At 40.3% G+C, this 20,103-nt stretch carries 17 protein-coding genes and 1 tRNA gene; 9 read left to right on the top strand and 9 right to left on the bottom strand.

The window, feature by feature from the left end:
* Positions 1-49: 49 nt before the first annotated feature.
* The 4 genes from tpiA (at position 50) to ACFI4Z_RS02905 (ending at position 3,427) form a co-directional block, all read left to right on the top strand.
* Complete coding sequence (gene tpiA / locus ACFI4Z_RS02920) at positions 50-799, top strand: triose-phosphate isomerase (protein ID WP_462669244.1); 750 nt, start codon at positions 50-52, stop codon at positions 797-799.
* 1 nt (position 800) lies between these two features.
* Complete coding sequence (gene secG / locus ACFI4Z_RS02915; RefSeq protein WP_099294472.1) at positions 801-1,151, top strand: preprotein translocase subunit SecG; 351 nt, start codon at positions 801-803, stop codon at positions 1,149-1,151.
* An 81-nt stretch (positions 1,152-1,232) separates the two neighbouring features.
* Positions 1,233-1,317: transfer RNA gene (locus ACFI4Z_RS02910), tRNA-Leu, on the top strand.
* Between the two features lie 484 nt (positions 1,318-1,801).
* Positions 1,802-3,427, top strand: coding sequence for a methyl-accepting chemotaxis protein (locus ACFI4Z_RS02905; RefSeq protein ID WP_462669243.1), 1,626 nt, complete (start codon positions 1,802-1,804; stop codon positions 3,425-3,427).
* An 82-nt stretch (positions 3,428-3,509) separates the two neighbouring features.
* Here ACFI4Z_RS02905 and ACFI4Z_RS02900 read toward each other — a convergent pair whose 3' ends face one another.
* Together ACFI4Z_RS02900 and ACFI4Z_RS02895 are read right to left on the bottom strand one after the other, a co-directional pair.
* Positions 3,510-3,917 carry a type 2 periplasmic-binding domain-containing protein gene (locus ACFI4Z_RS02900; RefSeq protein WP_099294476.1) on the bottom strand — a complete coding sequence of 136 codons (408 nt, stop codon included), beginning with the start codon at positions 3,915-3,917 and terminating at the stop codon, positions 3,510-3,512.
* Between the two features lie 12 nt (positions 3,918-3,929).
* Positions 3,930-5,075, bottom strand: a complete 1,146-nt coding sequence (locus tag ACFI4Z_RS02895) for a porin (RefSeq protein ID WP_462669242.1) — start codon at positions 5,073-5,075, stop codon at positions 3,930-3,932.
* 299 nt (positions 5,076-5,374) lie between these two features.
* Here ACFI4Z_RS02895 and ACFI4Z_RS02890 point away from each other — a divergent pair, with 299 nt between their 5' ends.
* The gene (locus ACFI4Z_RS02890; protein ID WP_462669241.1) at positions 5,375-7,597 is read left to right on the top strand and encodes a TonB-dependent receptor; all 2,223 of its coding nucleotides are present in this window, start codon (positions 5,375-5,377) and stop codon (positions 7,595-7,597) included.
* Between the two features lie 88 nt (positions 7,598-7,685).
* Here the strand turns inward: ACFI4Z_RS02890 and ACFI4Z_RS02885 are convergent, their stop codons facing one another.
* Complete coding sequence (locus ACFI4Z_RS02885) at positions 7,686-8,054, bottom strand: hypothetical protein (RefSeq protein WP_462669240.1); 369 nt, start codon at positions 8,052-8,054, stop codon at positions 7,686-7,688.
* Positions 8,055-8,162: 108 nt separating this feature from the next.
* On the opposite strand from ACFI4Z_RS02885, the gene ACFI4Z_RS02880 reads away from it, so the two are divergent.
* Together ACFI4Z_RS02880 and ggt are read left to right on the top strand one after the other, a co-directional pair.
* Positions 8,163-8,699, top strand: coding sequence for a GNAT family N-acetyltransferase (locus ACFI4Z_RS02880; RefSeq protein ID WP_462669239.1), 537 nt, complete (start codon positions 8,163-8,165; stop codon positions 8,697-8,699).
* Positions 8,700-8,780: 81 nt separating this feature from the next.
* The gene (gene ggt, locus ACFI4Z_RS02875) at positions 8,781-10,448 is read left to right on the top strand and encodes a gamma-glutamyltransferase (protein ID WP_462669238.1); all 1,668 of its coding nucleotides are present in this window, start codon (positions 8,781-8,783) and stop codon (positions 10,446-10,448) included.
* A 153-nt stretch (positions 10,449-10,601) separates the two neighbouring features.
* On the opposite strand, the gene ACFI4Z_RS02870 is transcribed toward ggt, so the two are convergent.
* Entirely contained in the window at positions 10,602-11,198 is a 597-nt protein-coding gene (locus tag ACFI4Z_RS02870; RefSeq protein ID WP_462669237.1) for a rhomboid family intramembrane serine protease, read from the bottom strand.
* 95 nt (positions 11,199-11,293) lie between these two features.
* Entirely contained in the window at positions 11,294-11,977 is a 684-nt protein-coding gene (locus ACFI4Z_RS02865; protein WP_462669236.1) for a type 1 glutamine amidotransferase domain-containing protein, read from the bottom strand.
* Positions 11,978-12,377: 400 nt separating this feature from the next.
* Between ACFI4Z_RS02865 and ACFI4Z_RS02860 the strand changes: the two genes are divergently transcribed.
* Positions 12,378-13,301, top strand: coding sequence for a LysR family transcriptional regulator (locus tag ACFI4Z_RS02860; protein ID WP_462669235.1), 924 nt, complete (start codon positions 12,378-12,380; stop codon positions 13,299-13,301).
* A gap of 31 nt (positions 13,302-13,332) precedes the next feature.
* Here the strand turns inward: ACFI4Z_RS02860 and ACFI4Z_RS02855 are convergent, their stop codons facing one another.
* From ACFI4Z_RS02855 to ACFI4Z_RS02840, 4 genes are all read right to left on the bottom strand, one after another.
* Positions 13,333-14,067 carry a dienelactone hydrolase family protein gene (locus ACFI4Z_RS02855; protein WP_462669234.1) on the bottom strand — a complete coding sequence of 245 codons (735 nt, stop codon included), beginning with the start codon at positions 14,065-14,067 and terminating at the stop codon, positions 13,333-13,335.
* A 49-nt stretch (positions 14,068-14,116) separates the two neighbouring features.
* Entirely contained in the window at positions 14,117-15,343 is a 1,227-nt protein-coding gene (locus tag ACFI4Z_RS02850; RefSeq protein WP_462669233.1) for a glycerophosphodiester phosphodiesterase family protein, read from the bottom strand.
* Between the two features lie 28 nt (positions 15,344-15,371).
* Positions 15,372-16,232, bottom strand: a complete 861-nt coding sequence (locus tag ACFI4Z_RS02845; protein WP_462669232.1) for a carboxylate/amino acid/amine transporter — start codon at positions 16,230-16,232, stop codon at positions 15,372-15,374.
* An 84-nt stretch (positions 16,233-16,316) separates the two neighbouring features.
* Positions 16,317-18,449, bottom strand: coding sequence for a M3 family metallopeptidase (locus ACFI4Z_RS02840; protein ID WP_462669231.1), 2,133 nt, complete (start codon positions 18,447-18,449; stop codon positions 16,317-16,319).
* A 631-nt stretch (positions 18,450-19,080) separates the two neighbouring features.
* Here ACFI4Z_RS02840 and ACFI4Z_RS02835 point away from each other — a divergent pair.
* Positions 19,081-19,950 carry a mechanosensitive ion channel family protein gene (locus ACFI4Z_RS02835; protein ID WP_462669230.1) on the top strand — a complete coding sequence of 290 codons (870 nt, stop codon included), beginning with the start codon at positions 19,081-19,083 and terminating at the stop codon, positions 19,948-19,950.
* Positions 19,951-20,103 lie beyond the last annotated feature (153 nt).

The following is a 20,103-nucleotide window of genomic DNA, read 5'->3' as shown; positions in this document are numbered from 1 at the left end:
GGGCGAGTCGAGTTACTATCTCGCCCGCTTTCTAATCTGGAGTGGAAAAATGGCATTACGCAAGCCGATGGTAGCTGGAAACTGGAAAATGAACGGTTCTTTAGAACTTGTTGAACAGTTATCTAGTGCAATCAAAAACGTAGAATCAACCGATTTAGATGTTGTAATATTTCCACCGCACCCGTTGATATCACAGCTAGTAGCAAGTGGTATAGCAACAGGTTCGCAAACAGTTTCTGAGAATCAACCAGGTGCATTTACCGGTGAAGTTGATGCTCAGTTAGTCAAAGATTTAGGTGCTAGTCACACATTGGTTGGTCACTCTGAGCGCCGAAGTATATTTGGTGAAAGCAATAACACTGTTGCTAAAAAGTTTGCTCGTGCACAGCAGGTTGGGTTAACACCTATTCTTTGTGTAGGTGAAAGTGAACAGCAGCGTGAGCAAGGACAAACTGAACAAGTAGTTGCTGCACAAATTGATGCGGTAATTAATGAATTAGGTCTAGCAGCACTGAAAGATTCTGTGGTAGCATACGAGCCCGTTTGGGCCATTGGCACAGGTAAGACTGCATCGCCTGAACAAGCACAGCATGTGCACAAATTTATCCGTGATAAAATTGCTGATTTAAATAGCGATTTAGCACAAGGGCTGACCATCCTTTATGGTGGCAGTGTAAATGAAAAAAATAGCGAATTATTATTTGCACAATCAGATATAGACGGCGGCTTAATAGGCGGTGCTAGTTTAAAAGCAGATTCATTTACTGCGATCTGTGAGAGTGCAAAAAGGACCGTATAAGATGTACGAAATTTTATTAGTAGTGTATTTAGTTATAGCGATAGCGCTTGTTGGTATGGTTTTAATTCAACAAGGCAAAGGCGCAGATATGGGCTCGTCATTTGGTTCAGGCGCATCAGGAACTGTTTTCGGTTCTTCAGGTGCAGGTAACTTTATGACTAAAACAACGACTGCTTTAGCAACAATATTCTTTGTTTTAAGTATTGTCCTAGGTAATCTGACTGCGAATCAAATCAAGAAAAGTGATGAGTGGGAAAACCTAGAAGCAGCTCCTGCAGTTGAGACTGTTACTCCTGCAGAAGATGACGTTCCAGTAACTTCTACTAATGAAAAATCTGACGTACCTAATTAAGTAATATAATTTGAGTTAAACGATTTACAAGCCTCAAGTAAATCAAAGAGTTTAACAAATAAAGTGAAAGCTTTAATAAATGCGGTTGTGGTGGAATTGGTAGACACGCTACCTTGAGGGGGTAGTGCTTTAGGGCGTGGGGGTTCAAGTCCCCCCAACCGCACCATATTATAAAACCAGTAACAGCGATGTTACTGGTTTTTTTGTTTTAAGATTAAGTGTTTAGACATCCGCTTCAATACAGTGTTTTATCTCCTATATATTTATAGCTAAGCTCAACCTCTTGAAAAGTATATTCGACGTGTGCCTCTATTAAACCAAGTTAGTTCATTGACTCGATTTCTACTCAGTAAGTGTTTTAGTCGAAATCGACTTGTTCCATATTTGCCTAAAATGATTAGCAATGAACTCGTAGCAAACAAGTCAATTTTTGCTTAATGTCTAACTATAAGCTAATGTGTTTATTAATAATAAAAACTCTATTCATACTAAATTTAAGCACTCTTACCCTATGTTGGATAGCTTATTATGGATAAGTACTATTTAAAGCAGAAAATACAATTAAAAAGCTATATAAATTAAAAATATAGCTAATGAATTAGGCTCTATAGCCGATATTACTTTTAGTTAAAATAATTAAGGTACTACGAATGGCGTCAAGCATGTCTTTTCAAAATATCAGTATCACAAAAAAAATCCATGCTATCACCAGCATTGCGGTTATAGCATTTATTGTGATTGTATTGATAAATTACGTTGCCATGGATGACAACCGCGGGTCATTAGATGAGTTGGAGAAAACATCTTACCAAGTTGTAAAACTAACCTCTTCAAATGTTGTGCTACTAGAAAAGCTTGATGAGTTATACACACAGGCAGTTACTTTTGGTGAACAAGAATTAGTTGATAAAGCCAGCGACACCTATGAAAAATTAATGAGCAATATCGATAAAATTACGGCGATAAGTAATAACTATATCGATAGTAAGGTGCGTGATCAGTTAGGTAACTATTCAAAAATTTCATCGCAAATAGCCAATGGTATGATCGATGGAACTGCTGACTTTAGTAAAATTCAGCAACAGGCTCAGACTAAAACCCAGATCTACACTTCAGTACTTAAGAGCTTCAAAAACGCCCAAGAGCGTGCAGATGACCGTTTTTTCGAATTAGTGAAAAATACCAAAGCGCGTTCTGATAAAGCTCTCACCTTAATGCTGGTTGTATCGTTAGTATCTTTATCACTGTTATTACTCATGGCAGTTTGGATTGCACGTGGCATTGGCGCAGCTGCCAGTGACGCAGCAGATAACTTAAGACTATTAGGTGAAGGTAAAGGCTCTTTAAGTACACAGTTAACTGTGCGCTCAGAGGATGAGATAGGGCAAGTTGCAATTAATTTCAATTCCTTTATTACCCTTTTAAGAGGTTCAGTGTTAGATGTAATGTCTGTGTGTGAGCCGCTAATGGAAAACTCTACTCGTTTAGTGCAAGGGATGGAGCAAGCCGAAAGAGCTACAAGCAAGCAGGCCTCTGATGCTGAAGTCGTTAAACAATCAATGGAAGAAATGAAACAGAGCGTGGGTGATATTTCTCAATCTGCGGCTAGTGCATCTCGTGCTGCGCAAACAGCAGAGCAAGAAGTCGATCAAAGCCGTAGCCAAATTCAAACGGCGGTTTCAGAATCTCAAACACTTAGTAATGAAATCAATCACGCGGCGACTACCATCAATAAGTTAGCTGATGATACAAAAAATGTGACTCAAATTTTAAATGTTATAACGGCCATTGCAGAGCAAACTAATTTACTCGCTCTAAATGCGGCTATTGAGGCAGCTCGAGCTGGAGAACAAGGTCGTGGTTTTGCGGTTGTAGCAGATGAAGTACGAGAGCTTGCATCACGAACTGCTAAATCTACCAACGAAATACGTGAGCTACTTAATACCTTAACTAGCGCTGCAAACGAGTCGGTCAATGCCATGACCTCAGCGAGAGATATGGCAACAAATAATGCTACCGCAGCTAAAAATACGGGTATATCTATTGAAAAAATAGCAGAACAAATACTTGAAATTAATGGTATGAACTCGCAAATTGCAGCTGCAACAGAGGAGCAAACTTCAGTAGCGGCAATGGTAGTTGATAATGTGTCGAATATGCATATGTCTTTCGAAGACACAATGCAGTCATTAGCAGCAGTGAGAGATGTTGCCAAGAACCTTCATTATTTGTCAGATAACTTACTCGATGCTACAGCGAAGTTTAAGGTGGAATAAACTAAACCTGGCATAAAAATTTATCAGTGTAAAAACAAAAAACCACCTAAGCCTAGGTGGTTTTTTGATAGGGTAACGTTATTTAAAATTTACCGACAACTTTTACGTTATCAGTGATTTTTGCGCTATCAATATAGCCTATGGCATCGGTGTTGCTACTGACAAAATCAATAACAGCTTGATCGTTGCTTAGCTTTTCTGGCGGTGTGCCTTTGCCTGTAAAGACCAACTTTGACCAATACGCATTTAATTGGCTACCGGACTTACCGACCACTTTATCGTTAAATTCATCTGCAACGCTATTGCCATCCTGATTAACTGGGTTCACTTTTACCCCGTCATCGAAAGATTTACTTTTACCTAGGTAGATCTTTTTAATGGCATTTGCATCCAGTTGATTTGAATTTGCAGGGTTTACGATCACTGCAACTTCCGCAAACGTGTTTAATGAGCAAACAGTTAATGCTGTGGCTAAAAATAATTTTCTCATCATAAACTCCAATTAAAATATCAAATCGACAGCAACGGCAACAACATCGGTCTCTGTATCAGTGATATCGTCTTTAAAGCGGCTGAAATCTACTTTAAATGCAGCTGATGGATGGAAGTTATAACGCGTACCAATTGTGTATACGTTACTTTTCGCTTTTGATCCTTCTAGTACTTGGTTAATACCTTGATTCAAAGGAGGAACAGCAGTGAGGGCATTGTAGCGGCTGCTATCATGTTCATCATCGTTATTTTCATAAGTGAAGTGAACAGTCCACTCATCCATGCGATAACCTAAAGAGGTGTAGTATTGAGTTTGTTTAGCTAATGCGCTGTTATCTACTTCAAACTCAGTGTATTCGGCATCAAATAAAATATCGTTATAATCAACAGAGAAACCAATCGCTAAGAATGACCCATTGTCTTCATCAATAGCAATATCATTTGCTTGCTCAGCGAAGCCAGCACCACGCAAGGTTTGCTCTAAATTATTAAGGGCTATGCCAGTATCAGTATCATTTTCAATAGCAATAGATGTATCTGCAACAAAGTATGCTGCGCGTGCACTGAACCAGTCATTGCTTAGGGTCCAGTTGATACCAGCAATGTCGTTAAGTTCAGTATCACCATTAACAGATACAACTGCAATGGTGCCATCATAGCCTCCATAAATAGCTTGTACGGTTGAATCCCAATCACCCAGAGTTGAGGTATGTAACAGACTTAAGCCTTCGTATGTTGAAAAAGGAATGTTATAAACAGACTGCGGTGGCCTTATCCAACGATAGGCGTAACCTACATCTAAGAAATCCGAATAACGATAAAAGGGCACGCGCATTTTACCTGCACTGAGTTGCAGCTCATCGGTAAATTCGTATGTTAAATAAGCCCATTCGAACTCAGCATCAAAGTCATTTTCGCCACGGGCGACAATTTGCGCTGTTGCGCTTAGTTTATCTTGTAAGTCAGCGGATAACTGAAGTGCAAATACGCTCTCATTTTTAAAGGAGATGTCATTATCATACCCATATAGGGTCGTATCATCATCCATTGTTTTACCACCAACAATTGAGGCAAAACCGTTGATGCGCACCTCCGCAAAAGAAGCTGCTGATGTAAGAGCACCACATAGTGCAATAGCAATAGGAAGTTTTTTCATTGTGTATCCTAAGTATTTAAAGATAGGTTGATTTCAAAGACATTTTAGTAGTAAAAGAGCAAGTTAGCGATGAAAAACCAAAAAGAAAGTTAAATGCCTTAAATAGGTAAGATATTTTGCTTATAAGAATTTTTTGATTTAGGTTTTTAAATTAATTCAGCTTAGCTGCGTTAATTATACCATTTTTCACAAAAGTGAAATATAATACCCCTCCAGAGGTAAGATACTTAATTAAGTGTCTTTTTTTATGCCTGAAATTTACTAGGCACTTCCACACACGGTACCCTTTGGAGAATACATTGAAAATACGCCACCTATCTCAGTTAAGTATTGCCATGCTTACGGCTTTTGCTGCACCTAGTTACGCACAAGATGAAAAAACCACTGCAAAGCAGGATGCTTTTGAAAAAATAGAAGTCACAGCTCGTAAGCGCACAGAAAGCATTTTTGAGTCTCCAACAGCCGTTACATCAATCGGTGAAAATTTGATTGATAAAGCTAATATGAGCAACTTAGAAGATATTGGTAAATACGTACCCAATTTAAATATTACGCGCTATGGGGTTGGTAATGCTGCTCATGCATCGGTATTTATTCGCGGTATTGGTTTGCAAGATCACATCATCACTACTGATCCTGGTGTAGGTGTATACCTTGATGGCGTTTACTTAGGCCGTCAAATGGGCTCTAACTTGTCATTGCCAAATATTGAGCGTGTAGAAGTGTTACGTGGACCACAAGGGACATTGTATGGCCGTAATACACTTGGTGGGGCTGTTAACATTATAACTAAACAACCAGGCGATGAAGGCATTGCAACGACGACTGCTAAAGTAGGTTCTCGTGGACGTATAGCTGGCGATGTATATTTTAATAACTCGTTGACAGATGAGCTTAGTATGTCAGCTAGTGCATCTTACAAACAACGTGATGGTGTAGGTAAGGCGATTAACTTAGCCAATCCAGAAAAAGAAATTGGCGAAGAACAGGAAACCAGTGGTCGTGTTGCGATTAAATGGCAACCAAGTACAGATTTTTCAATGGTAGTCTCATTAGATGCCGTTGATAATGAGTCAGGACAATCACCTTATACAATTGAGCTTACAACGCCGTTAGATGCTTCTAACCCTGGTAACGGTGATTTCCCACTTCTTACAGCTGATATGCTGCCAAAAGACCCTGATGACTTAGCTACGACTGTAGCAGGCATTGAATCTACTTCTTATTCTGGTTGGGGAACATCAGTCTCTGCGCAATGGGATATTAATAACGAGTACACAGCTAAATTTATTTCAAGCTACCGCACATCAGAATACGAAGGTGGGCTAGATGATGATGCTGTTGCACTTAATTTATCTGAATTCCCTGAAGAAGGTGGTGCAGATCAATATTCATTTGAAATCCAACTAAATGGCACATTTGCTGATATGGACTTCGTATCGGGTCTTTATTACTTTAATGAGGACGGGTTCACAAGCTCAGGCCCATTTGTATTTAGTCCATGGAACACACCTAATGGTTTGTTAAATGATGGTGTAACCCCTTCATTTGGTGACTATGGTTATTTTGATGTAAACCAAGAAACTAATTCATACGCAGCGTATATTAACGCCAGCTATGACCTTTCTGACGTGCTGAGTGTTGGTGGTGGTTTGCGCTACTCAAAAGATGAAAAAGAAGCCAATGCTTTATTCCCAAGTTTCCCTGAGCGTAAATTTGTCTCAGCTGACTTTGATGCCATAACATGGGATGTAAACGCATCTTACCGTTTATATAATGGTTTGAATGTGTATGGTCAAGTTCAAAAAGGGTATCAAACGGGTGGTTTTCCACCACGCCCATTTGGTGGTCCTGATCAGTTTGTATCGTTTGATGAGACAAAAGCCATTAACTATGAGTTGGGCTTAAAAGGCCAAGTTCATGAAGATGTATCTATGATGCTAGCAGTATTTGTTACTGACTATACTGACTTGGCGTTACCGTTTTCTGACCCTACTGCCGGTGGTGGTTTTGTAACTATTGTTGAGAATGCAGGTCAATCTAAAGCTCAAGGTATAGAGTTAGAGACTACTGTTGCAGTAACAGATGATTTTACAATTCGCAGTGCTGTGGGTTATTTAGACTCTGAAATCACTAAAGTAGATGAAGGTGTACAAGGTATTGGCAAAGGCGATTCGCCTGCACTTACACCGCGTTGGACTGTGATGGTTGCGCCTTCTTACTTTATTGACCTAGACAATGGCGCTACGGTTGCGTTAAACGCCAACTACTCTTATCGCAGTGATATGCAAGGCCAGTCAGTTTATAATCAAAGCGAGCAAATTGACTCGCGTGAACTGGTTGGGTTTAATATTTCATATTTGAATGCCTATGGCGATATGGAAGTAACCTTATACGGCGAAAATGTACTTAATGAAGTTTATGATGTAGGCCGTTTACAGCAATCTGGTTTCGTGGGTGTTATGCGTAGTAACGACCGCAGTGAGTTTGGTATTAAGTTTAAAAAAGATTTTGAGCTTTAATTAAGCGCCTTTAAATAAGAAGGGTAAGGTCTAAAGCCTTACCCTTCTTATTATCAAACAGTGCTTACAAAAAGTTGCTGGCTGGCAGCTAGTCGTTTTTTTCTTGCTCGCGTTTTTCACGCGCTTCTTTTAGTTCATCGGCAAGTTCTTGTGCCTTTTGTTTAGTCTTTTCAGTTAACTCGCCTGCGGCTTCTTTACTTTCTAGCCATGCGTCGAGGGCAATTTCTTTGCCGTCATCAAACATATCTAGGCCAAGCTTTTTACTTTCATCAAGTAACTCATTCAACGAATCCCCTTTAAACTCATTGGTCGACTCTTTAACTTCGTTCCAGGCATCATCAAGTGCTTTTTTCATTTCAGCTTTCGCTTCGGCAGCGTCTTCTTTTACTTCCTTAGCATCTTCACAACCAAACAGTAAAACTGAACTTACTAAAACTAAACTGGCTAATTTTTTCATATTTGTTCTCTATTAAATTATTTTGTTTCTATTAACTACATTGTTAAGTAAAGTCATTATAGTCAAAATAGGTAGTGTTAAAGTCAGTAATAATATACAGGGGATAATATGAATGTACCTCGAACAACAAGGCTAGATTTTAAATTAATGGATGAACATGATGCACCACTATTATTTGAACTAGACAGCGACCCTCATGTGATGAAGTATTTATCGCGTGGTAAAGTCACCTCCATGCAAACGATAAAAGACGTATTTATTCCCCGTATGCAAGCGTATCGTAATGTTGAGATGGGGTGGGGGTTATGGCAGGTTAATATTAAACAACAAAACGAATTCATTGGCTGGGTGCTTGTTAGGCCGATGGATTTTTTTACTGAATCGCCTAATTATAATGACATTGAAATTGGTTGGCGTTTTAAACGCTCGAGCTGGGGTAAGGGATATGCTAGTGAAGCGGCTATTGCAATTGCTGACTTCATTGCCCTACAACCCCAAGTGCATGCTATTAGTGCTACAGCGTTAAAAGACAATCTGGCTTCAATTAAAGTTATGGAAAAACTAGCAATGACATTTATTAAAGATTATACCCATATTGATGAACAAGGTGAGTTACCGGCTGTGCTATATCAAAAAAGGGTTTAATTGTGGTTTGTCTAAAATTAGTGCAGCATGGATAAATGATATAAATTGTCGTTTTAAAAGAGAACAATAAAGGAGTGATCTATGTTTCTAACTGCCAAGTACCTAGTGCTTTTTAGTTTTATCGTTATACAATTTAATTTGACACTTTTCGCAGTAGAAAAAACGAATCAAGCTGCAGTTGCTATGCCTGATAGCTATAGCAGCGATGCTGCTCGAGCAATACTAGAGCAAGGTGGCAATGCCGTTGATGCTGCAATCGCCGCGCAGTTTGTGCTTGCGGTGACCTTACCCGAAGCCGGAAACATAGGTGGGGGTGGTTTTATGCTGATACATAAAGAGGGCTCAAGTGACTTTATAGATTATCGTGAAACAGCTCCAAGCGCAGCATATCGGGATATGTATCTAGATGAGCAAGGCAATGTTATTAAGAATCGTTCTGTGTATGGTATTCATGCCAGCGGTGTGCCTGGAAGTGTTGCAGGTATGTGGCTTGCGCATCAAAAGCACGGCACCCTTGATTGGAAAACCTTAGTTGAACCTGCTGTAAAACTAGCTGAGCATGGCTTTATTGTCCATCCAAAGCTTGCCAGTAGTATTGAGCGCTACATTGATCGTATGACTAATAAAGATGTCTCAATCAATTTTTCTGATTACTTTGCCAGCGCTAAAGCGAACAAAAACTTTAAACAACCAAAGCTCGCGGCTACCTTAAAGCGCATTCGCGATAAGGGGAAAGCCGGGTTTTATGAAGGTGAAACCGCTAAAATCATCGCCGACTTTATGGCGCAACATGGCGGTATAATCACCCAAGCAGATTTAAAAGGCTATCAAGCAAAATCACGTACTCCAATTAAAGCCAGCTGGAATGGCTATGAAGTATTAACGTCTCCGCCGCCAAGCTCTGGTGGTATTGCAATTTTACAGTGGTTAAAAATGTATGAATTAACTAAACCCAGCGTTGGTTTTGAGCATAATTCAACTGCCTATATTCATTTGCTAGCTGAAATAGGTAAACGTGTTTTTGCCGATAGGGCAGAGTACTTAGGTGACCCAGACTTTTTTGATGTGCCAAAAAACGAGCTGATTGCCAGTAAGTACCTTAAAAAACGCAGCAGCACAATTACCCTCGATAAAATATCAACCACTGAGAGCATTAAACCAGGCTTGTATGAAAGCGAACAAACGACCCATTTTTCAATTGTCGATAAATGGGGGAATGCAGTGTCAAACACCACAACGATTAACTTAAGTTTTGGCAGTGGAGTAGTTGTTGCTGGTGCAGGCTTTTTACTTAACGATGAAATGGATGACTTTAGCGCTAAGCCTGGGGTGATGAATGTGTTTGGCGCGCTTGGAGGTAAAGCAAATGAAATCCAGCCCCATAAACGTATGCTTAGCTCGATGACGCCAACAATCTTACTTAAAAACAATAAAGTCAAAATGGTTACAGGCTCACCTGGCGGAACGACGATTATTAGCTCAGTATATGAATCGATTTTAAATATGGTTGAATTTAATATGAGTGCTGAAGAAGTGGTAAACAGCCCTCGATTTCATCATCAGTTATGGCCCAAAAATGTGATCCGCCATCATAGTGGTTTAGCTGAAGATGTTATAAAAGCGCTTGAAAAAATAGGTTACACATTAAATGAGCGCCGCTTTGGTGATATGCATGTTGTGATCGAGAAAGAGGGTAAATTGCAGGCTGCTTCAGAGGCATCAGGGCGTGGCAAAGCCATGGTATTTTAAATCACTAGGGCGTGTGCAATAGTCATTTTTGGTAGCAGTATTGGCTGCTACCATTTTAGTTACTTAACCTGAACTCTGGTTAAGAGATGTACTAATGTATTGATATTAAATCACAAATATATTTATTATCCAGAGTTCAGGTTACTTAGAGCGTTAGCGTTTAAAGGTTGAAGACACTTTATCTTTTTTCGCTAAGTAGTAGCCGATTAACACTCCTGATATGGCACCAAAAAGGTGACTCTCGAACGAAACATGAGGGCGTTGAGGTAAGACGCCCCAAATAAAACCACTATATAAAAACACCACAACAACGCTAATAACAATTGCTTTGAAGGAGCGAAGCATAAGACCATAGCAAATTAAAAAGCCCCACAAGCCATACAATACGCCACTTAGCCCAACATGAATATTGCCACGGCCAAATAACCAAACCAGCAAACCACCGCCTAAGGCTGTAAAAATAAACACCAACCAAAATCGCTTAATACTGTATTGGCAAACTAACCACCCAAGTACTGCAAAAGGAATTAAATTACTTATTAAGTGTGCCCAACCGCCATGTAAAAAGGGGGCGAAAAAGACTCCAGTCAAACCACTAAGGCTGCGTGGGTATATACCTAAACCATTTAGGTTTATACCAGGCAAGCTATTAACAACTTGTAATACAGTACACAGTAAAATGATGCCGATGAGGGTAAAACGCTTACTGTTCAGAGGTGGAATGCGAGATGAGTTGCTATTGCTTGGCATAGATAAACTTAATTAAAATAACATTTACCTGAGTATACCTAGCTTAAGGTTGTATTGAAAAGCCTTGCATTAGGGCAAGGCTTTAAAATCAATAGTTAACCTAATTTGGTTAATAGCTTTTTAGCGGCCAGCTCAGAACTTGCTGGGTTTTGACCTGTGATCACAAGGCCGTCTTCTAGTGCAAGTACACCCCAATCATCGGTTTTTTGATAATCGCCACCTTTTTTAATTAGCTCGTCTTCGACTAGAAATGGCACAATGTCAGTAAGTTGTACTGCGGCTTCTTCTGTATTACTAAAGCCTGTTACTTTTTTACCTGCAACTAATGCATTTCCGTCTACATCTTTGATATTTAAAAATGCAGCGCTCGCATGGCAAACTGCGGCAACGGGTTTTCGCTGCTGAATAAAGTTTTCAATTAAGTTTATTGAGTCAGCATTATCAACTAAATCCCATAGTGGGCCATGGCCGCCTGGGTAAAATACGGCATCAAAATCGCTGGCGTTTACTTCGCTTAAAATTTTGGTATTAGCCATCAATGTTTTTGCTGCACTGTCGTTGTCATAACGTTTAGTGGTATCCGTTTCAAAGTCGGCTAGTGTACTTGTCGGATCAATAGGTGGCTGACCACCTTCAGGTGATGCCAAGGTTACTTCTGCACCCGCATCGATGAAAGCATAATAAGGGGCTGCGAATTCTTCTACCCAAAAACCTGTTTTTTCACCTGTGTTGCCTAAATCAGCATGTGAAGTAAGAACCATAAGTATTTTTTTAGCCATAACGATATTCCTTCTGATGAAATGAATCTTAACCTGTTAATTACTATATGCGCCAAGGTGAGCTTAAACAACGATGATAAATTTAACTTTATTGATTTAAAAATTGATACAGTATACCCAAACCACCTCAAGATGCAGAATTCAGCGTTTCACAGGGGCTTAATATCAAGGCGTTACTTTGCAAGAATGGCAGTCCCTTTTAAGAAGTAACAACGATGAGAGTAAGTCTCTGTGAAACGCCCAAAGGGTTGGTTTAAAAGCGATTTATACTGCGTTATTGATTTTAACAATAGAACCACTATTACTTGCAATCAATGTCTTGCCTAAATCGCTTTTAATTCCAACGACGCTCGCACCTTGAGGTAGTTTGGGTATAAATGAGTTTAAAGTTGGAGTGACCATGAAAGTTTCATTTGAACAATTAAAAAGTATGGTGGTGTTTGCACAAATTGTTGAGCAAGGCAGCTTAACAGCAGCTGCAAAACAGCTTGGTTTAACCCGTGCTGTGGCGAGCTATCACTTAAAAAAACTAGAAACTCAGCTCGAAGTGAGTTTGCTAAATCGCTCTACACGAACCATGGCATTAACTGAAGCGGGTATTGCCTATTATGAGCGTTGCCGGATTATTACTGAGCAAGCAAATGCTGCAAACTTACAGATAGAAAACATTAAAAATGAGCCTCAGGGGTTATTAAAAATAAGCTGCCCCGTAAATGTTGGTATGCAATTGATAGTACCGGCCATTAACGACTTTAAACGCCAATACCCGAAAATCGATATCGACTTACAGTTAAGCGATGAAGTCATTGATATCATAAAAGGTGGGTTTGATTTTGCTATACGAGGCGTGGCTCTTGATGATTCAAACTTACAGGCAACTAAGCTGACTGTAATGAGCACGTGTATTTGTGGCTCGCCAGACTACTTTGCTCACTTTGGTAAGCCTAAAACGCCAGAACAACTTAAAGCGCATAAGTGGGTGGTGTATCAGCTCGGGAGCAAAACACTGATATTACAAAAAGACGGCAAAAAATACAGTGTAATTATGCAAGGCGGATTAAGCACCAATAATGCCGCAGCACGAACCGCGTTTGTTGAAGCTGGGCACGGTATTGGGCGTATTCCTCTTTATGATGCTTGGCCTAAAGTACAAGCTGGTTTATTAGAGATAGTGTTAGATAATTTTAAAAGTAAAGACATTGAGCTTTATGGCGTATTTCCTCCTGGCGGTGCAGGGTCTAAGAAGTTACGCCTCTTTATTGATTATCTTAAAAATTACTTTGTAAAAAAGCACACCGCTTTGGGTATGCTTAAAAGTAACTAACGCAGTAGCCAGCCGATTGCTTAAAATAAGTTTATAAAGTACGACTAAATAATGCCACCGCTTGCTGATACATCGCAATTGCAAGAGCCGGGTCGTAACGATCCCCTTCGTCGCGCATAAAAGCGTGCTGTGCATTCACTTCTTGCCATTGATAGTTGATACCTGTAGCCACTGCTTGTTGGTAGATTTTATTACGACCTTCCTGTGGCACATGCGGGTCTTGCTTGCCCCAAATAAAGTGAATTTCACCTTTGATATCTGCCATACGTTCGAACGAATTATTGCCAGTTCCTGCTGGTAAAGTATCACTGTGAATATCTGTAGCGTAGAGGCAAAATGCCGCTTTAATTGCTGAATTTAGTGCAGCTCTATAAGCTAAATGCCCACCAATACAGACACCCATCGCACCCACTGAGCCAGTACAATAGTGTTGTGTTTGTGCAAAATCGATTAATGCTTGGGTGTCACTATCATGGGATTCAAGTGGCTTTGCCCATTTATCAGCGTTGCCTTTGTCTTTACCTTCATCGTCGTATGCAAGCACAGTTCCTAAAGGGTTTAACTCATGAAACACTTCTGGCACTAATACCACAAAGCCGTGACCTGCTAAAAGTGCAGCGCTGCGTGCAATCGGTGCAGTTTGTTGGAAAATCTCAGAGTAAAAAATGATTGCCGGAAACTTACCATCGGCTTGAGGGCGATAAACGCTGGTACGCATAGTACCCGTTGCTGTTTCGATATCATGGCTTTGGTGCTGAATAATCATAATGCGCCTTTAGAGGGAAAATTAGCTTATCATAGCAAAGCATTACGCATTACTCACTGTTTGCCATATTCATACAACTGGCATAATAACTCACCGTTGCAGGCCAGTCTGAGAATATCGCCAATACACCTACATCTTGAGCTAATACATCAACCACCTTCATCATATCGCCATCGTTATCAACTGCCTGTTTTATTGATTGGTAGTAATAGCCACCACCGTTATCAAGTGGGCCAGAGCGTTCAAGGCTCCATGCTATAAGTTTAAGTCCTGCGGCTTTAGCGGAAGTAGCGTAAAGAGATGGCGCAATCTGCTTGTTGTTATCAACAGTTAATAGCATCCAAATCGGTGGAGCAAGAATACGTATGCCGTCATTATAGAGCTCAGCCATACTTGGTTGCCAAGTAGCAGGGTTGTTTGGGTCAAAATTAGCTGTTTCGTCGCGACCATCCAAGTACACGCTGTTATTTGCAAATTCAGGATTATTGTTTATCCAATACTTTACGTCATCAAGATTAAATGACTGGGGAAAAACATGTTCACTCGGCACATTTTGTTCAGTGTATTCATCCAGCACTTTTTGCGCATACTGGGCCTGCGTAAAGCCATTAAACGGCATTGGTACTTGCGGTGATTTAAGCTCTGGGGTCATTTTTACGCCCAGCTGCTTGAATAGGGTAATGCTTTGCTTGTGGCTCATTAATGTGCCATTACTTGCGTATAAATCAGTGCGCCAACTAGGTGTACCATTTAAATATTCAGTGACTGTGGTGGCTTTGGGGTTCGCGCCGTCCATTTTTCCTTTCAGCGTTAAAAACTCAGCGAGGGTAATATCACTGGTACAGCATTTTGCATTTGCGGGCTGGCCGTCTTTAGCGGGCGTAAAAGGGATACTGCATTTTGCGGCAAGCACCGGCACAGCTAAAATATTGGTGGTGGTATGTAAATCACATTGAGAGTGGCGACACACCAGTTCTTTATCTTTGGTAAAAGCTACATCGCACTCTAAAACACCTGCGCCCATTCGCGCTGCTGCGATGAAAGATTCTTTAGTATGTTCAGGGTATTGCATCGGCGCACCACGGTGACCAATGGAGAAGTCTGTTTTGTAAAAAGGACCTTCGCTGCATGCTTGCAGTTGTGTTTTTAGCTCACTGGTTGGCATCTTGTTAATAAGATAATAGGGCCTAGAGCCCACTTGAACATTTGAGCCTTGCGGTGTTTGACTACAGGCACTCAATAATAGTATCAAAGATGTACAAATCAGTAATTTCATAAAACCCTCACAATTAACTAATGACAGTCTAGGCTTTATTTATGGCATTTCTATTAAGGTACTGATTTAACAACAGTGCTAACACAATAATGGCGCCGCCAATACTGAGCTTTATAAGGTCGGCTTCGCGATTCCAAATAACCACATTAACCAAAATACCGGCGGGAATGAGTAAATTATTCATCACTGCTAGGCCGCCAACGTTAACCTGAGTTGCCCCTTTATTCCATGCAAAGTAACCAAAGCCAGAGGCAATTGTGCCCAAGTAAATAAGAATTCCCCATTGAGTGCTGGTGGTAGGAAGCTTATTGGTATCACCAAATAAAGCAAAACATACGCATGCAACAATTAGTGCGCCCACAAAAAACCAACCAAACACAGTACGTTGTGGTAGCTCACTGCCAGCCATTAAGCGTTTGTAGGTGACTTGCCCGGTGGCAAAGCAAATATTTGCAGCTTGAACCAGTAATAGCCCTGTAACAAAATGCTCATCAATACCTTGATAGCGAATAGCCACCGCTCCGGCAATTGCCAACAGTGCGACAAACAAATATTGGGGGTTAAAGCGCCGTTCAAGTACATCGTTTAACAGTGCGATATATAAAGGTGTCATTACAGTAAAGAGTAATACTTCGGGCACGCTGAGGTATAAAAAAGAGTGGTAATAAAAGCCATACATGGCACCTAGTTGTACTGCGCCAATTAGCATGAGCTTTGTAATGACTACCTTGGGTATGGTTGTAAACTTTAAAAACGGTAAAAATACTAATGTTGCTAAGGCTACACGCATTAACACGCTAAACCATGCATCAACCTGGCCTGCCAAATACACGCCGATTAAACTAAACGAAAAAGCCCAAAGTAGGGTAGTTGTGAAAAGGTAGGTCATGATTTTACATCAGTAATTTTAAAGCCTTACTATAACAAAAAGCCCGCAACAGTGTGCGGGCTTTATTACTAAATTAAGTAGTTATTATTCTACTAAACCACGGCGCTTAAGTAATGCGTCTGTAGTTGGCTTTTGACCACGGAACTCAATGTAGCTTTGCATTAAGTCACGGCTGTTACCTTTTGATAGAATTTCTTTACGGAAGTTATCACCGTTTTCACGAGTCAGGCCGCCTTGCTCTGTCATGTGAGCAAATGCATCGGCTGCAAATACTTCAGTCCAAAGGTAAGCGTAGTAACCGGCTGAGTAACCACCAGCAAAAGTATGGCTAAAGTAGCAAGACTTATAGCGTGGTGGTACTGGGTAATAGGCAATACCGTGTTTTTCTAGCGCTTCGTGTTCAAACTTTTGAACATCAGTGATTTCAGTGTCAGAACCAAATGAGTGCCATTCCATATCAAGTAATGCAGCGGCTAAATACTCAGTTGTACCAAACCCTTGGTTAAAGTTTTGTGACTCTAAAACTTTATCAAGTAGCTCTTTTGGAATTGGCTCACCCGTTTTATAGTGCTTAGCGTAGTTAGCAAGGACTGTTGGTTCAATATTCCAATCTTCATGTGCTTGAGAAGGAAACTCAACAAAGTCACGTGCTGTTGCTGTACCTGCAAGGCTTGGGTATTTAACGTCTGAGAATAAACCGTGCGCTGCATGGCCAAATTCATGGAACATGGTGGTTACTTCAGAGAAGGTCATTAAGGTTGGTTGACCCTCTGCAGGCTTAGGAATATTTTGCGCGTTGTAGATAACAGGTTTTGTGCCTTTTAAGCCACTTTGGCCAACGTATGCACTCATCCATGCACCGCCACGTTTACCTTCACGTGCATATGGGTCCATATAGAACAAGCCAATTGCGCTGCCATCAGCGTCAAATACTTCAAATGCCATTACGTCTTCGTGATAAAGCGGTAAATCTTTACGCTCTTTAAACGTAATACCGTACAGCTTTTCCATTGCAAAGAACATGCCGTCGTGGATAACAGATTGCATTTCAAAGTATGGCTTAACTAACGCTGGATCTAAGTCATATTTAGCTTGGCGAACTTTTTCTGAATAAAATGCCCAGTCCCAAGGTTGTAAAGCAAAAGTTTCACCTGATGCATCAATTACTTTTTGTATTTCAGCCGCTTCAGCTTTCGCTTTGTTAACAGCTTTTGGCGCTAAGTCATCAAGTATGCCGTATACATTCTCGGTCGTTTTAGCCATTCTGGTAGTCATTACATAGGATGCCCAGTCTTTATAACCTAACAACTCCGCTTTTTGTGCACGTAAGTTGGTTTCTTTGATGATGATAGGGCCATTTGTATCTTGTGCACGTGTTGCAGATGCTTTGAAAATGCGCTCACGTAGTTTACGGTTTTCTAGGCTGCTTAAAATTGGCTGCTGAGTGGTGTTCACAAGCGTGATCATGTAACCATCTTTGCCTGCTTTTTTAGCGGCGGCGGCTAAGCTCTCTATATGTCCTTCAGATAGGCCAGCAAGTTCGCTTTTATCTGTTACTAGAATCACATCTTCTTTAAATGACTTTAAAACATTTTGTGAGAAAGCCGTTGATAACTTTGCAAGTTCCGCGTTAATTTCACGCATCTTTGATTTTTGAGTTTCATCAAGTTTTGCGCCAGCATTGACAAACTTAGTGTAATAAAAATCGACAAGTCTTTGATCTTCTTCACTTAATTTAGCTTTGTTGTTGTAAATGCTTTCAACACGTTGAAACAACGCTTTATTAAGGTAAATATCGTCTGAGTGAGCAGAAAGCACAGGAGCCATCTTCGCAGCAATACGTTGGTACTCACTATCAGAGATTAAGCCAGATAAGTTGTAAAATGCTGTCGATACTCTATCGAGTAGCTCACCTGAGAGTTCAAGTTCGACTAAAGTGTTCTTAAAAGTAGCCGGCTTAGGATTATTTGCGATGGCTGCAATTTCAGCTTTTTGCTGTGCAATACCTGCATCGAATACAGGTTCATAGTCTTTAGTGCCAAACTTATCAAATTCTGGCGCCATATACTGTAATGGGCTTGGCTTCATCAAAACGTTATCAACACTAACTGTTTGTACTTGCGTTGCTTGTTCAGTTGAGTCTTCAACTTGTTGTGAACTACAAGCTGATAATAGTAAAGCGCTAGCAATAGTGCTAGCGATGAGAGATTTGCGCATAAAAGCTCCAATATAAGAATAAGCCTTAAAGTGTGATAAAGGCATTAACCAACTAACTTAGCAAATTTTAGATTATATACAATTAAGTTTATCGAATTAATGAGTCAGTTGGGCGCAAAATAGAAGTTTTAGGGATAAAAATAGCGGTCTTGTGTTAAAAACCGCTTAAATTTGATTGTTTGCACGACGTCATTTTTTATCGTAGACCCTAGGGCGTGTTGACCTTTGTGGATTGAAATTTGTTCAATCTAGGGGCGATTTAATCGCGGCGCGAGGTTTGTAACCTAGCGGGCTAAGTAAAAACCGAGCAAAGCTACCGCGTCCTGCTAGCGCCCCTTACCTACATCCATGTAGGTAACAAAGAGTCAATCGCCCCTAGGAAGAACCCTTTGGGCAGCGCATGTTTGGCATTTATACTGCGTTATCGCCTATTTATGGGGAACAACCACACTGCATAGGCGCTGCCTTGCCTAAATACCAAGCACACTGCTGCAAAATTAATCACGAAAGGTCAACACGCCCTAGTGCTTTTACAATAAATAGCATAATGGCCTTAGCAATAACGTATTTTAGACGTACTATGGCTTTATTGAAGTTTTTCTACGCTGACATACGCTCATTTTGGACCACTATGAACTTAGATCAAATCCTTTACTATTTAAATTATGTATTGTTCACTTACGGTGAAGTCAGTATTACCGTGTCTAAAATAATTCAAGTTCCCCTAATATTGTTTGCGATGTGGTTTGTGGTCACGCGAACAGGGCGCCTAATTAAGAAGGCATTACTGGCCCAAAAAATGAGTCCTGATGCGGTACTACTATTTACGCGTATTTATTTAGTACTTTGCATTGCGATACTTGTTTTTACAACTTTAGAAGTACTGAGTATTCCTTTAACTGCATTTGCTTTTGTTTCAGGGGCTATTGCTATTGGTGTTGGTTTTGGCGCACAGAATATTATTAATAACTTTATAAGTGGTTGGATTCTGATGTGGGAACGTCCGATTAGAATTGGAGACTTCTTGGAAGTTGGAACTGCTAAAGGCGTTGTTGAAACAATAAAAACGCGATCAACACGGATCCGTCGAAACGACGGTGTTCATATGCTAGTACCAAACAGCCAGTTATTAGAAAATACAGTAACAAATTGGACTTTGATAGATCGCAATGCACGCTCTTCCGTCAGTGTTGGTGTTGCTTATGGTTCAGACGTGGTACTGGTGGAAAAGTTAATTATGCAGGTGCTTAATGAAAACACATCAATATTACCAGCTCCTGCTGCATCTGTGTTTTTTGATGACTTTGGTGAAAGCTCACTGGTTTTTAATGCTGTTTTTTGGGTGTGCGCTGAATCTGAGACCATGCTCAGAAAAGTTCGTAGTGATATTCGATTTAGTATTTATAAAATATTTGAAGAGCATAATGTGGTCATTTCTTACCCACAACGCGATATTCACATCGATGGTGAAATTGCATTGACGCGCAAAAAGCATCATTAAAGCTCAAATTACATTATGGTACTAACCTCGGTTACAGTTGTTTACATTTATGGTTTGTGTAAAAGGTAATAATTATCAATACATTAAAGCGTAGTAGGTTTTTTTAGGCAGTTGAAAGTCTATACGGCTATTTAAATTGTTGAATATAAAGGT

The organism is Pseudoalteromonas sp. RWi3 (genome assembly GCF_054960735.1).
The sequence above is the reverse complement of the archived record's forward strand: the minus strand, read 5'-3'. Positions and strand labels throughout refer to the sequence as shown.

Bases quoted from the DNA above. Each gene is read 5' to 3' on its own strand.
- ACFI4Z_RS02900 (WP_099294476.1), bottom strand. From the start codon at position 3,917: ATGAGAAAATTATTTTTAGCCACAGCATTAACTGTTTGCTCATTAAAC.
- ACFI4Z_RS02870 (WP_462669237.1), bottom strand. From the start codon at position 11,198: ATGCCAAGCAATAGCAACTCATCTCGCATTCCACCTCTGAACAGTAAG.
- ACFI4Z_RS02885 (WP_462669240.1), bottom strand. From the start codon at position 8,054: ATGAAAAAATTAGCCAGTTTAGTTTTAGTAAGTTCAGTTTTACTGTTT.
- ACFI4Z_RS02905 (WP_462669243.1), top strand. From the start codon at position 1,802: ATGGCGTCAAGCATGTCTTTTCAAAATATCAGTATCACAAAAAAAATC.
- ACFI4Z_RS02860 (WP_462669235.1), top strand. From the start codon at position 12,378: ATGAAAGTTTCATTTGAACAATTAAAAAGTATGGTGGTGTTTGCACAA.
- ACFI4Z_RS02840 (WP_462669231.1), bottom strand. From the start codon at position 18,449: ATGCGCAAATCTCTCATCGCTAGCACTATTGCTAGCGCTTTACTATTA.
- ACFI4Z_RS02880 (WP_462669239.1), top strand. From the start codon at position 8,163: ATGAATGTACCTCGAACAACAAGGCTAGATTTTAAATTAATGGATGAA.
- ACFI4Z_RS02895 (WP_462669242.1), bottom strand. From the start codon at position 5,075: ATGAAAAAACTTCCTATTGCTATTGCACTATGTGGTGCTCTTACATCA.
- ACFI4Z_RS02835 (WP_462669230.1), top strand. From the start codon at position 19,081: ATGAACTTAGATCAAATCCTTTACTATTTAAATTATGTATTGTTCACT.
- tpiA (WP_462669244.1), top strand. From the start codon at position 50: ATGGCATTACGCAAGCCGATGGTAGCTGGAAACTGGAAAATGAACGGT.
- ggt (WP_462669238.1), top strand. From the start codon at position 8,781: ATGTTTCTAACTGCCAAGTACCTAGTGCTTTTTAGTTTTATCGTTATA.
- secG (WP_099294472.1), top strand. From the start codon at position 801: ATGTACGAAATTTTATTAGTAGTGTATTTAGTTATAGCGATAGCGCTT.
- ACFI4Z_RS02855 (WP_462669234.1), bottom strand. From the start codon at position 14,067: ATGATTATTCAGCACCAAAGCCATGATATCGAAACAGCAACGGGTACT.
- ACFI4Z_RS02865 (WP_462669236.1), bottom strand. From the start codon at position 11,977: ATGGCTAAAAAAATACTTATGGTTCTTACTTCACATGCTGATTTAGGC.
- ACFI4Z_RS02850 (WP_462669233.1), bottom strand. From the start codon at position 15,343: ATGAAATTACTGATTTGTACATCTTTGATACTATTATTGAGTGCCTGT.
- ACFI4Z_RS02845 (WP_462669232.1), bottom strand. From the start codon at position 16,232: ATGACCTACCTTTTCACAACTACCCTACTTTGGGCTTTTTCGTTTAGT.